The organism is Maribacter sp. MJ134 (genome assembly GCF_003970695.1).
Taxonomy (GTDB): Bacteria; Bacteroidota; Bacteroidia; order Flavobacteriales; family Flavobacteriaceae; genus Maribacter.
The window spans coordinates 3,845,429-3,857,553 of the sequence record NZ_CP034570.1; the positions used below are offsets into that span (position 1 = coordinate 3,845,429).

The window sequence follows — 12,125 nt, forward strand, 5'->3', positions numbered from 1 at the left end:
TGAAAAAAATATTTATTTTAAAGATATTTACACCGTTGGTTATTCACATAGTTTCTAAATTTGTGCATTTTGCACTGCAAAATGATTTTCCCATCACACAGTTCTCCAAAAATTAGATGTGATGGGAAACACAAATTTTAACGAGTACATTATTATGATAAGAAAAGGAACAAAGGTTTCGTGGAAATGGGGCAACGGAAGTGCAGAAGGCACTGTTGAGGAAACGTTTAGCTCAAAGGTGACAAAGACTATAAAGGGCACTGAGGTGACCAGAAATGGCAGTTCTGGCGACAAAGCCCTATATATCTCTCAAGAGGACGGAGATTATGTTCTAAAAAGCGAAAGTGAAGTAGAACGCGTAGACTAACACTTTAAAAACTGATATAACGAGACCAATTCCTAGTTGGAATTGGTTTTTTCTATTTTAAGACTTTCCGGAAGGTTTAACGTCCGTATTGGGAACGGGATATTAATTTCGTTTGTATCGAACACTTTTTTGATAGCGATCATAGCATCGGTTTTAGCCTTGGCAACCTCTAACGCTGAGGTGGAATTAATCCAGAATCGAGTTTCAAAATTAATGGAGCTGTCTCCAAATTCTTGGTAAAGGAAAATAATGTCCTCCTTATTTTCTACCGCATCAAAGTTTTCTAAAATGGTTTTCTTTACTAATTTTCGCACAAACTCTAAATCGGAAGAATAACCCACCCCACATTGTAATATAACTCGGGACTGTGCTGTTGTAGAGTAATTTTTAATAGGGTTTTCCACTACCATTTTATTAGGGAGGTACACCAAATTATTATCAGGTTGTTTTAAGGTTACCGAGCGCAGATCTAAATCTACTACTTCGCCTTCAAAACCATTGCTCTCTATCCAATCTCCAAATTTAATGTGCTTTATGAAGGAGAGGACTATACCAGAGTAGGTATTGGCCAAGGCCCCTTGCAATGCTAGGCCTACGGCCAAGCCAACTACACCTGCACCCGCCAAAATGGTGTTCAGGGCCTTACTTAGGTTAAGGATACCCAATACCAGAAAGAGGCCCAAAAGGACCACTACTATGGATGCTATTTTGGAAAGTAAACTTCGCACAGAAGCCTGTAGCTTTGTGTTCGACAGAATTTTAGTGACCACCTTGCTTATATATCGCGATACAATTAGACTTATGGTAAAAACTACCACCGCAATAATGATATTGGGCAAGTTTACCACAAGAGCGTTGAACCAAGCGTCTAACTTCTCGATCATTCTAGACCAAGCTTCTGAAAATTGATTTGTCATGCTATATTTTTCTTAATATCCTGTAATGGACTATACTCTTGTATTAACTTCAGCAAAACGGCTTCTGATGCCGATTGATTGGGACTATGGGTCGTTGTATCGACGTTCTCGAAAACTTCAGTCAAGTTTCCCTTTTCATATTCCAGTGGAAGTAGCGGGTGTACGTAATATTTGCGGCAAACATTTCTTGTATTTCCGAGCTCCTTGGCTACCACGTCGTAAGCCCTTAGCGTATTGGAATGCAATATTTTAGGATCACAAGTCTTTGGGAACGACCTAAGTGAGTCAAAGAAGATTACGGTTCCTGCCCAAGTTCTGAAATCTTTTGCAGTAAAGGCGTCTCCAACGGCTTGTTGTATATAATCATTGACCATACCACTGTCTATGGCCGTTTTACTTCCGTCCTTATCAAAAAATTGGAATAGCTCCCAACCAGGGATTTCCTCGCATTTACTTACAAGTTTAATTAGCTTTTTATTCCTCAGTGTGATGTCGTGCTTCTTGCCCTTCTTTCCAGTAAACTTAAATCGGACTTTCTCTTTATGGACGGAGACATGTTTGGTTCTAAGTGTAGAGAGGCCGTAAGTTTTATTTCTTTTGGCGTACTGTCTGCTACCTATCCTAATATGTGTCTCCTCCATAAGTCTTACCACTAATGCCAAGACTTTATTCCTGGGCCAACCTGGGAGAGCTAGGTCCGTATCTACTTTTGATCTTAGTTCGGGTAAGACCTTGCCAAAGGCGGACATTCTATAGAATTTGGTCCTATTTCTTATTCTTAACCAAAGCGGATGATACCGGTATTGTATTCGTTTTTTTAAATCGTATCCAAAAGCCTGTAAGTGCGCATTGCTCAAATCAGAAATCTGAACATTTTCCCAAGCTGGTGGAATTACCAGTTCCTTAATACGTTGAAGCTCATCTTGTTTTGCCAAAGGACGGTTGTTAAAAAGATACTCAAAGGTCTTACCATTTTTTAGGCGTAGAATGGGTAACTCATCCTTATGCACATATTTTAGGTTCAGGTGTGCAACGGCATCCTCAGGTTCATTGATGAATTGATATATGATTTTAGTATTGTCGAAAGCCTTATGTTTTTATGTACAAGTAAATTATCTAATCAAAAATATGATCCTGACAAATAGTTATCAGGACCATAAACTAACCAACCAACTCTAGTGAAATCTATTGTTGATAGATGACACTGTAATCGTTCATGTCCGCTTCCAATTCGCCCATATCAGAGACATAGGTATATTTTGAATTAAAGATGCGGTCTGGTTTTTCACCGACAACGTAATATTTTACATCCATATCAGGTGCATTGAGTACAACTTGGTCAGAAACGCGCATTTTTTTATCCCCTATACTTCTTTCCGTTTTGGACAATTCAGCTACCACAAATAGCTTTTCTCCAGAAGCATAAATTTTTCGGATATCAATGGTATGCTCGGTATCCGTAACCTCTGCTTCCACCATAATGGTGCGTTCCTCTACATCGGCATCATCACCATCAGGCATATCTACGTCTATGAATGGTACCTCAACATCTTCCTCTTCCATAACGATGACTACTTTCGGTATTTTTACCGTTTTTGTGGTCGTGCCGACATTCACGTCCGCCCAGTTTACTTCATATTCTGGTAATTCTCCGGCATCGGCCGTGACATCAATATCCAAATCGGGTAATTCTCCTTTTTCTTCCTTTTTCACATTACAGCTAGCTATGAAAGCTGCTATGGTAACAACGGTCATTAATTTTCTCATTTCTTAATATTTTAGGTTAAAATTTTGTCTGCTGCAAAGCTAATAGCATAGCTAATCTTGTCTTTGCTGTATCCATTTCATTATTTGCTGAAATGCAATCAAGGCCCTTATGGTTTAATCGTAGTATTAATTTTCTTTTTAAGGGTATTTGCAAACCTATAATCAATGTACATTGCAGCTTAATACGAAAAGAGCAATGGCGATTATTGTCTAGAAATACTTATAGTGCCACTAGAAACTTTTATTCTGTGATTGCTAATCGTTTATAAATTGCCTAAAAGATAAAATTATGAAAGGATTACCTACATTAATCTGTATTCCGGATATCAGTGGTTTTACTGAATTTATGAGTGAGACGGATTTTGATTTGAGCTCCAAAGTGATACCCACATTATTGAACAATATAATTTACTCTAATGAAATAGGGCTAAAAGTATCGGAAATTGAGGGCGATGCCGTTTTGTTCTATAAATCTGGTGAGATGCCATCACTTGTAAATTTAATTAAGCAATGTGTCTATTTTTATACAGAGTTCTATAAACAGATGGATGTACTTAGAGAAAAATATAGGGACAGCAAAGATGCAACTGTAATTCCAGAAATTTTAGGATTAAAAATTATATTGCACTATGGGGCAGAGGTGGCACTGACTAAGGTAGGTACTCGTATTAAATTATTTGGAGAGGATTTAATAGTCGCTCATAGACTACTTAAAAATGATATAGAAATTGACGAATATTTATTGCTCTCGCAAGGCTTAACCGATTATTATAAGCGCAACAATCTGAATGAAGACTTTGAATGGGCCAGATTAAAGGAGAGTTCTACAATATACGATCACGTTGGTGAGATAAAATATTCCTATATAGATTTAAAACCACTAGTGGAAAGCGATAAGTACTAGTCGCTTTTTTAAATGGGTCAAAGTCTCTTTGGTCTAAGACAAGCATTAAGACTTTGTTCTCATAACTTCGTGGTGTAACAAAAAGAGAAAGATTATGAGTTATTTGGATATTAAATCGGACAAAATAGAACCAATAATTGAAGAGTTGAACATCTTATTGGCAGATTATCATGTATACTATCAAAACCTAAGGGGGTTTCATTGGAACGTGCTAGGAAAGAATTTCTTCGACCTTCATGAAAAATTCGAAGAATTGTATGGTGATGCACGCATTAAAATAGATGAAATTGCGGAGCGTATTCTTACCCTTAGACATCATCCCAAAAGTAAATTTTCTTCCTATTTGAAAAATGCCTCCGTACAAGAAGTATCGTCAATGATTACAGATCACGAAATGGTAAAAAGTATTTTAAAAGACCATGAAACCATTCTTAGGCAATTAAGCAAAGTAATTAAAAAAGCCGAGGATGCTGGCGATGAGGGAACCATAGATATGATAGGAGCATATATTGGTAGTTTAGAAAAAGTGAGTTGGATGCTAAATGCTTGGAGCAAGGATACAGACGACCAATTGGCAGGAAAATAATTCAGCCTAAATAACAAACTAAAAAGTCCCGCATACGGGACTTTTTTTGTGCTCATAAAATGAAAATAATTGTCCATACAGTTTTTTTTGAAACAGTTTTAATTTTCAATCTTAAAATAATGTACCTTTCTACGTTGGAAATAATTTCTTCTTAATATCTGGGGTAAATAGGTATGATTACGATTCAAATTACAGCAAAAAGTACAGCAGGTACTGTAAAGCAAATCCAAGAGGTCATTGGAGGTAAGATAACCGAAAGATGGGGAGAATATACTTTGACCGTAAATAGCAAATATGCTACTGGTAATATTCGTTTTATAACTTTTGATTGGGGGGTAAGTCTGTTAGAATATGAAATTAACTTTCATGACGAAGTAACACTTATAATGGATACCTCAGAATACAATCCCATCCATTTTACCTATTGTTTAGAGGGTTACTGTAAACATCGTTTTGGATACCAAACTGAAAAGGAAATAAAGACACTGGAGCAGTTTCAGTCCGTCATTATAACGAGTAGGGATGGAGGTCATAATTACGGTTATTTCCCAAAAGATGTGAAACTTGCCATTAATGTCATACAAATAATAAGAAAGAAATTCTTGAATAAGCGCCTTAATGGGGTCGATGCTCTTAATAAAAAACTTTACGAGGTTTTTGTAGATACCGATCATGATAATGCTTTTGCTTATTATGGCTCCTACAACTTAAAACTGGCTGATAAAATTGGTGCTTTTCGTAAGGTGCGAAATAAAAACGGAATGATTCGGATTATGCAGATAGAGGGTCTGGTCTATGAGACCTTGGCCCTTCATATTGCTCAGCACGAAAAAGATAATAAGGGAGATTTGCCACCGACGTCATTGTTACGAAGTGAGTTGAAAATTGTAAGGTCTCTAGCTACTAAAATAGTGAAGAATGTAGCCCAAGACTACACTTTGGATAAACTTTCTTTAGAATCCGGTCTGTCACAGGCTAAACTACAGGAAGGATTCAAGCTGTTGTATGCGAGAACGGTTACGGAATACATAAGGCATGCGAGATTAGAGGCAGCCAGGGACTACCTAAGTAATTCAGATATGAATGTTTCCCAAGTGGTCTATACCATAGGATTTAGTAGCCGTAGTTATTTTTCTAAAATTTTTAAGAATAAATACGGGATTAGTCCCAGTGAGTTTCATGCCAATGTAAAACAGAATTTGGAAATGGCAGCCTTGTAATAACCAAAGGTTATCTAGTTATTTTTCTGATAAGGTATAAAATACCGTATTTCTTGACCGCTGACATGACGGTAGACATCCAGCTATAAGGACTCAAATCTTCTTTAACATCTTGCTTTAGCCCTTTTATCTCTTCTAAGGCAATTTCTCGCTCAAGACTAAGGCGTTTTAAATCGTATTCTACTTCCTCCAAATTTGTGTACATAACTTAATCGAAAAATTTTACGGATAGTTTTTTCACTATGGCATTGTCGATTCTTTTGCGAACCTTGAAGGTAATGGCAGCTACTATGAGTAGAAACATTCCCATCACAATGCAGGCTAAGGCTACGCTCCCTAGGACTTGGCCTAAGTAAACAACACCTGCAACCATAAAGAATATCATAGCTAAGAGTAGCAGACTTCCTATGAGGAACATTTTACCGAACATTCCCGTAGTCATTGCCAACTGCTGAAATATTTTCAGCTTGTAATATTCACGGGTCTTCTCGTAAAGCTGTTGACCGGTGTCAACAGCTTTGTTGGAAGTGTCGTTAAGTGATTCAATTACACTCATCTATGACGTTTTCTGTAATTTTTTGTTCTTTGCTTTAAGCTCGGACAATTTCTTTTCCAATGTGGTGATGACGTCTTCAGTTTTATAGCTTACGTCAGATACCAGATTGTTCATTCTTGTGTCTAAAGTATCTTTTTCTGAAATTAATTTACTTACCACGGTTTCTTTTAGGTCTATGGCGTTTTCTGCAAGAGTATCTTTTGTAGCGGCCGCTTGGTCTGCAATTTTTCTTCTTGTATTCGTTCCCTTATCGGGTGCATATAAAATTCCTAACGCGGCTCCTATGGCGGACCCTGCAATTACTGCTAATAATGTATTACTGTTATTACTCATATCATGTATTTAATGTTAACTATGATGTCCTTCATCATTTATCACCACAAAGTTGCGCTTTATTGCTCGGCTTCGTTAGCTCAAATACTTTAAATGTTGACGGAAACCCCAATTGGTAAAAGGGTTAAGATTTTAAGGGAATGCAATAAGGAAGCACAAACGCTGTAATTAATTTTGTAATTACGCCATGTTAACGGTAGGACAGTTTAGGTGAAATGCGGTCAAAAAAAAATTCGGTACCCTATTGTGCCATAAAAATTCATCACAAAAAATAAAATAATATGAAGCAAGGAGAAGAAAACACAAAATTTGTAAAGGAATCTGAAAACGAAACGTCAAAGTTCATATTTCAGAAAAATAACAAAACCAAGGTCGGTGCTGCGGTTATCATTATTTTTCTAGTACTTATCACTTTAGGCATTGTCCTATCTGGAGTATCCTTCAATTAAGCCAGTTCTTATTTTGCTCTTACTTTATTGTTCAACGAAATTCTTTATATGACAAAGTGCTCCATATTCGTAAATTTTATAGCGTCAAAAATCCAGACAATTATTTTAATAGTACTCACTACACTACCTATTTCTTGTGCCATTTACAAAGAACAATCCAATATAGACCAGACAAATATTCCGCGCACAAAAGAAATAATGCATACTTTTTATGTTGCAGGCGGATATGGTAATATTTCCGAAACTTCCAATAAAAATTTATTAGATGCCTTTAAAAAGGAATTATCCTCGGCAAACGAAAACAGTACGCTCTTGTTTACGGGTGATAACGTTTCTCCGCTTACAGATAAATGGGAAGAGGATAAACAGCTAATAGATGACCAGCTGGCATTGGCTTCAGAGTTCAAGGGTAAAACAATTTTTCTTCCTGGCAATAACGAATGGAAAAGTTATGACCTTAATAAGATGGAAAGTGTAGAGGATTACCTGAAAGAGGAGGATGTAAAGAACGTTGCCGTTTTCCCTGAGAATGGATGCCCCATTGAGCACCAAGTGATAAACGATGATTTAGATTTAATACTAATAGACTCCAAGTGGTTTGTTTCCAACTGGTCCCGTCTGGTGGATATCAATAGGAAGTGTTCGGACATTGTTACCAGAAGGCGCTTCATGGAAGAATTGGAAGGTTATATTAACGACGGGCAAGGTAAGAACATTGTTATTGCTATGCATCATCCTGTATTTAGCAACGGCATTTATGCTGGTAATGAGACATTTAAGCAGCACATGACTCCAATACCTGTCCTAGGAACTGTTAGGAATACCGTAATGGATTTGGGTGCGTTTAACCCTGAGCATTTGAACTCTCGTAGATACAATTATCTTAGAATAGCCGTAAGTGCATTGGCCCAAGCAAATGACAGAATTACCCTATTATCAGGTCATGAAGAAAATCTTCAATTACTTTCTGGCGGTGGAATACATCAAATAGTAAGTGGTTCGTTAAGTTCAAAAAGTGCAACAAAGCTCGGAAAGAATAGGATAACAGCTATCGGCGGCTCGCTGGAGTATCAAGGTAACTTCGCTCAAGGCGAAAGAGGTTTTGCGAAACTAATGTATTATAGCGATGGGTCTTCCGATGTAACGTTTATAAGGGAGAATGGTGCGGACAAATCTTTTGAAGTACTTCCTTCATTAAATCCATCAGGAAAGAAGTTTAACTTTGACAAAATAAGTAAAAAGACCGTTACCGCCCAAGTACTGGAGTTTACGGAGGACATGGACAAAAGCGGATTTTATGAGTTTCTATGGGGAGAACGCTACCGTAGCTATTTCACAAAACCTGTTGAGGCGCCAGTGGTTCGTTTGGATACCTTGTACGGTGGACTAAATGTAGTAAAAGAAGGTGGTGGGCACCAATCCTTTTCCTTACGTTTGGAGGATGAGAACGGTAAGCAGTATGCAATGCGTTCGTTAAAGAAAAGTGCATTAAAATTCTTGAAATTTAAACTTCCAGGGGTAGCCTATACGGAAGACGATTTCATGGATACCTGGGCGGAAGAAGTTATTTCAGATTTCTTTACTACAGCACACCCCTATATTCAGTTGGTGATAGACCCCTTAGCAAAATCCGTTGGTATCAATCATTCCGATACAGAACTCTTTTATGTGCCAAAGCAAGAAACTTTAGGAAAGTACAATGAAGATTTTGGTGATGAATTGTACTTTATAGAAAGACGGCCGTCTGAAGAACAATTGAATTATAAGGGCTACAGGCGTACCATGGATACGAATAGCGGAGTGGTTACGGATTATGAAAGTACCACGGATATGTTGGAGAAGATTAAAAGCGATGAGTCTTATACCATTGATGAGAAAAACTTTATCAGGGCCCGTATTTTCGATATGCTCATTGGGGATTGGGATAGACATCAAGACCAATGGCGATGGATCGAGTACGAAGGAGAAGACGGAGATAAGGAGTTTATGCCCATACCGAGGGATAGAGATAATGCCTTTGCCAAATTTGACGGCGCAGCACTTAAACTAATTAAGCTTTTTGTGCCCAATGCAAGAAGATGGCAAACCTTTGACGATAACATTAATAATGTGAAGTGGCAGAACATGGGAGGCCACAAAATGGATAGGGCCTTATTAACTAGATACGATGCCAAAGTATGGGAAAGCGAAGCTAGGATAATTCAAGAGAATATTACCAAGGAAATCATAGATTTGGCTTTCAAGAGACTACCTGAGTCCGTCCAGGACGAGACAGCAGAGCAAATAAAGTCAAACCTTACGGCCAGACTGCAACAGTTACCGGAGAAGGCAAGGGATTATGGTAACTATCTCAGTAAGGTTGTGGCGATAACAGGAACGGAAAAAGACGACCTTTTTGAAGTCGAAAGAATGCCAAATGGAAAGACAAAGGTTATTGTAAAACGGCTGTTGTCCGACGAGAAGAACGAAAAAATATACGAGCGGGTTTTCACGGATAAGATTACCAAAGAAATTTGGTTATATGGTTTAGGGGATGATGATGATTACAAACTATCTGGTCAGGAATCTTCAAAGACCAAAATAAAGATAGTGGGTGGCTACGGAGCGGATAGCTACAGCATTGACAATACTTCCAAGCTTAAGGTTTTTGAATGGGAGCATGAAAAGTCAGATTTTATAAAGGAGGAGCCCAAAACACAAATGAGTGATATCTATAAGACCAATACCTATCATTGGCGTTACTTTAAACCCAATACAAATACAATTGCACCGACCATAGGTTTTAGGACCGATGACGGGTTTTTTCTTGGTGCTACAAATACTTTCGTCAAAAATGGTTTAAATGGAAATCCTTTCGTACAGAAACATCAATTGAAAGCCAATTACTATTTTGGTTTTGAGGCTGTAGCGCTGCAATACACTGGAGTCTGGGCAAACGTAATCCCAAAGTGGAATTTTGAATTGAACGGATATTATACCAGTGACAGTTATGCGAAGAACTTTTTCGGTTTGGGTAATGAGTCCGTTAATAACGAGGATAACGTAGGCCGTGATTTTTATAGGGCTCGCCTAAAACAGTTTAAGGCCAGCGCGGGAATTGCCTATTATACCCTACGTTTAAGAGGATTGTTTGAATCCTTTAGGGTAAATGAGAATGATCAACGGCTGTTCAATAGAAATAATTTAAATCCTGTACTCTTTGAGAATCAGAATTATGGCGGGGCAGAACTAAGCGGATACTATGATAATGCGGATGCCAAGGACTTTCCTTCAAAGTCCATTTATATAGGACTTAAGGCGGGATACAAATCAAATTTGGAGATAGCGGACAATGCATTTGGTTACGCCAGTTTAAAAGTAGGATTCACTCATAAAATTACTTCTTCAGGAGCATTGGTCTTTGGTACTACAGCAGAATATAAGTCGCTTATTAACGAGAAAGACGTCTTTTTCTATCATCGGCCATCATTGGGAGGGGCCAACGGGCTCAGAGGTTTTAGGGACGAACGTTTTATGGGAAAATCCTATTTTTATCAAAGTTCGGATTTAAAGCTAAGATTAAAGCGTTACATCACTGCCGTATCTCCAGTAACTATTGGTCTTTATGGTGGGTTCGATTACGGTCGCACTTGGCAACCGGGCGAAAATTCTAAGGTGTGGCATACCTCTCAAGGTGCGGGTTTATGGATAAGTAGTTTAAAGGCACTCACCTTTAACATAGGATATTTTAATTCAAGGGAAAGTAACTTGGTTCAGGTAGGTTTCAATCTCGCTATCTAATATCGATTTTTAACTAAAAACAAACCAATGTCGGATATCATATCAAAAGTAGAAGCATACGCTGTAGAAATGTTAAGTTCAGAGACCAACGGGTCGTTCCTTTACCATAATCTAAGACATACACAGCGGGTTGTTAACAGTGCGAAAAAATTAATAGAAGGGGAGAAGGTTACGGAGGATGATGGTCAAAAGTTGCTTATTGCAGCCTGGTTTCACGATTTGGGCTATACACAGTCTATCAATGACCACGAGGAGCACAGCTGCGCCTTGGCCAAACAGTTTCTAGAGCAAGAAGCTGTTGATGCCGATTTCATGGATGAGGTGTGCGATTTAATTAGGGCCACCAAAAAAGATTATGAACCTAGAAACAAATTGGAAGAAATTATCAGGGATGCCGATTCTTCTCATTTCGCGAAAAAAAGTTTTATGGCCACTACGGAACTTTTGAGAGAGGAGCTTTCGCTCTTGGGAGTAGCACAATACTCCAATGACGAATGGCGAGAAGAAAATATAAGACTGCTAAGGGTAAAACATAGATTTTATACGGATTACGCCAAGGATAACTGGCAAAAAGAGAAAGATAAGAACGTAAAAAAGCTGGTAAAAGCGAAGAAAAAGAGTAAGAAGCTGGTTAAGAAAGAAACTTTAAAGGCAAAGTTTAAAGGAAATTTACCGGACAGAGGTATACAGACGTTGTACAGGGTTACCCTTAGAAATCATTTAAAGCTTAGTGATATCGCGGACACTAAGGCCAATATATTACTTTCCGTAAACGCCATTATTATTTCTTTGGCCCTTGCGAATTTGATTCCCAAATTGGATAATCCCTCCAACGATTACCTAATCTATCCAACATTTATATTTATTGTTTTTAGCGTCGTTTCTATGGTGATGTCCATTTTAGCCACTAAACCGAATGTAACTAGTGGTGAATTTACAGATGAGGATGTCGCCAATAAAAATGTGAACCTCTTATTTTTTGGAAATTTTCATAAGATGGAATTATCAAAATACAGTTGGGCAATGAAAGAGTTAGTGAAGGACAGGGATTATATATATGATTCTTTAACAAAAGACCTCTACTACTTGGGTGTGGTGTTGGAGCGAAAGTACAGACTCTTGCGGTGGACCTACACCGTTTTTATGATAGGGATGATACTTTCTGTTCTAGTTTTTGGGATTGCACTAAAATTTTACGGTCCTGAACGCATGTTGGAATTACCCACCATGGAATAAAAATGAAAAC

Annotated in this window: 13 protein-coding genes; 7 read left to right on the top strand and 6 right to left on the bottom strand. The window is 38.0% G+C overall.

Going from position 1 to position 12,125, the window contains the following annotated elements; all coding sequences use genetic code 11:
• Nucleotides 1–154 precede the first annotated feature (154 nt).
• Complete coding sequence (locus tag EJ994_RS16610; protein WP_126593756.1) at nucleotides 155–367, top strand: DUF2945 domain-containing protein; 213 nt, start codon at nucleotides 155–157, stop codon at nucleotides 365–367.
• Nucleotides 368–399: 32 nt separating this feature from the next.
• Here EJ994_RS16610 and EJ994_RS16615 read toward each other — a convergent pair whose 3' ends face one another.
• From EJ994_RS16615 to EJ994_RS16625, 3 genes are all read right to left on the bottom strand, one after another.
• The gene (locus EJ994_RS16615; RefSeq protein ID WP_126593507.1) at nucleotides 400–1,284 is read right to left on the bottom strand and encodes a mechanosensitive ion channel family protein; all 885 of its coding nucleotides are present in this window, start codon (nucleotides 1,282–1,284) and stop codon (nucleotides 400–402) included.
• On the bottom strand, nucleotides 1,281–2,219 hold the full coding sequence (locus tag EJ994_RS16620) for a DNA topoisomerase IB (protein WP_241240811.1): 939 nt from the start codon (nucleotides 2,217–2,219) through the stop codon (nucleotides 1,281–1,283). The genes EJ994_RS16615 and EJ994_RS16620 overlap by 4 nt, the downstream gene beginning before the upstream one ends.
• Nucleotides 2,220–2,469: 250 nt before the next feature.
• Nucleotides 2,470–3,051 (bottom strand): hypothetical protein, encoded by a 582-nt coding sequence (locus EJ994_RS16625; protein WP_126593509.1) that lies wholly within the window; start codon nucleotides 3,049–3,051, stop codon nucleotides 2,470–2,472.
• Between the two features lie 289 nt (nucleotides 3,052–3,340).
• On the opposite strand from EJ994_RS16625, the gene EJ994_RS16630 reads away from it, so the two are divergent.
• The 3 genes from EJ994_RS16630 (at nucleotide 3,341) to EJ994_RS16640 (ending at nucleotide 5,761) form a co-directional block, all read left to right on the top strand.
• On the top strand, nucleotides 3,341–3,955 hold the full coding sequence (locus tag EJ994_RS16630) for a DUF2652 domain-containing protein (protein WP_126593510.1): 615 nt from the start codon (nucleotides 3,341–3,343) through the stop codon (nucleotides 3,953–3,955).
• Between the two features lie 94 nt (nucleotides 3,956–4,049).
• A complete protein-coding gene (locus EJ994_RS16635) occupies nucleotides 4,050–4,541 on the top strand; it encodes a Dps family protein (protein ID WP_126593511.1) in 492 nt (163 codons plus the stop codon).
• A 173-nt stretch (nucleotides 4,542–4,714) separates the two neighbouring features.
• Nucleotides 4,715–5,761: a helix-turn-helix transcriptional regulator gene (locus EJ994_RS16640; protein WP_126593512.1), complete on the top strand. Its 1,047-nt coding sequence runs from the start codon at nucleotides 4,715–4,717 to the stop codon at nucleotides 5,759–5,761.
• A 10-nt stretch (nucleotides 5,762–5,771) separates the two neighbouring features.
• Here EJ994_RS16640 and EJ994_RS16645 read toward each other — a convergent pair whose 3' ends face one another.
• The 3 genes from EJ994_RS16645 to EJ994_RS16655 are packed head-to-tail and all read right to left on the bottom strand — an operon-like array spanning nucleotide 5,772 to nucleotide 6,650.
• On the bottom strand, nucleotides 5,772–5,966 hold the full coding sequence (locus EJ994_RS16645) for a hypothetical protein (RefSeq protein WP_126593513.1): 195 nt from the start codon (nucleotides 5,964–5,966) through the stop codon (nucleotides 5,772–5,774).
• A 3-nt stretch (nucleotides 5,967–5,969) separates the two neighbouring features.
• On the bottom strand, nucleotides 5,970–6,317 hold the full coding sequence (locus EJ994_RS16650) for a hypothetical protein (RefSeq protein ID WP_126593514.1): 348 nt from the start codon (nucleotides 6,315–6,317) through the stop codon (nucleotides 5,970–5,972).
• Nucleotides 6,318–6,650: a YtxH domain-containing protein gene (locus EJ994_RS16655; RefSeq protein ID WP_126593515.1), complete on the bottom strand. Its 333-nt coding sequence runs from the start codon at nucleotides 6,648–6,650 to the stop codon at nucleotides 6,318–6,320.
• A 281-nt stretch (nucleotides 6,651–6,931) separates the two neighbouring features.
• On the opposite strand from EJ994_RS16655, the gene EJ994_RS17495 reads away from it, so the two are divergent.
• From EJ994_RS17495 to EJ994_RS16665, 3 genes are read left to right on the top strand one after another with little or no spacing between them, the layout of a single operon-like run.
• Nucleotides 6,932–7,099 (top strand): hypothetical protein, encoded by a 168-nt coding sequence (locus EJ994_RS17495; RefSeq protein ID WP_164721492.1) that lies wholly within the window; start codon nucleotides 6,932–6,934, stop codon nucleotides 7,097–7,099.
• Nucleotides 7,100–7,147: 48 nt separating this feature from the next.
• On the top strand, nucleotides 7,148–10,879 hold the full coding sequence (locus tag EJ994_RS16660; protein ID WP_126593516.1) for a metallophosphoesterase: 3,732 nt from the start codon (nucleotides 7,148–7,150) through the stop codon (nucleotides 10,877–10,879).
• Between the two features lie 27 nt (nucleotides 10,880–10,906).
• Nucleotides 10,907–12,115: a Pycsar system effector family protein gene (locus EJ994_RS16665; protein ID WP_126593517.1), complete on the top strand. Its 1,209-nt coding sequence runs from the start codon at nucleotides 10,907–10,909 to the stop codon at nucleotides 12,113–12,115.
• Nucleotides 12,116–12,125 lie beyond the last annotated feature (10 nt).

What these genes read in the sequence shown, in the direction of transcription:
- EJ994_RS17495 (WP_164721492.1), top strand. Translation starts at nt 6,932, where the DNA reads ATGAAGCAAGGAGAAGAAAACACAAAATTTGTAAAGGAATCTGAAAAC.
- EJ994_RS16610 (WP_126593756.1), top strand. Translation starts at nt 155, where the DNA reads ATGATAAGAAAAGGAACAAAGGTTTCGTGGAAATGGGGCAACGGAAGT.
- EJ994_RS16630 (WP_126593510.1), top strand. Translation starts at nt 3,341, where the DNA reads ATGAAAGGATTACCTACATTAATCTGTATTCCGGATATCAGTGGTTTT.
- EJ994_RS16655 (WP_126593515.1), bottom strand. Translation starts at nt 6,650, where the DNA reads ATGAGTAATAACAGTAATACATTATTAGCAGTAATTGCAGGGTCCGCC.
- EJ994_RS16615 (WP_126593507.1), bottom strand. Translation starts at nt 1,284, where the DNA reads ATGACAAATCAATTTTCAGAAGCTTGGTCTAGAATGATCGAGAAGTTA.
- EJ994_RS16650 (WP_126593514.1), bottom strand. Translation starts at nt 6,317, where the DNA reads ATGAGTGTAATTGAATCACTTAACGACACTTCCAACAAAGCTGTTGAC.
- EJ994_RS16660 (WP_126593516.1), top strand. Translation starts at nt 7,148, where the DNA reads ATGACAAAGTGCTCCATATTCGTAAATTTTATAGCGTCAAAAATCCAG.
- EJ994_RS16645 (WP_126593513.1), bottom strand. Translation starts at nt 5,966, where the DNA reads ATGTACACAAATTTGGAGGAAGTAGAATACGATTTAAAACGCCTTAGT.
- EJ994_RS16635 (WP_126593511.1), top strand. Translation starts at nt 4,050, where the DNA reads ATGAGTTATTTGGATATTAAATCGGACAAAATAGAACCAATAATTGAA.
- EJ994_RS16625 (WP_126593509.1), bottom strand. Translation starts at nt 3,051, where the DNA reads ATGAGAAAATTAATGACCGTTGTTACCATAGCAGCTTTCATAGCTAGC.
- EJ994_RS16665 (WP_126593517.1), top strand. Translation starts at nt 10,907, where the DNA reads ATGTCGGATATCATATCAAAAGTAGAAGCATACGCTGTAGAAATGTTA.
- EJ994_RS16640 (WP_126593512.1), top strand. Translation starts at nt 4,715, where the DNA reads ATGATTACGATTCAAATTACAGCAAAAAGTACAGCAGGTACTGTAAAG.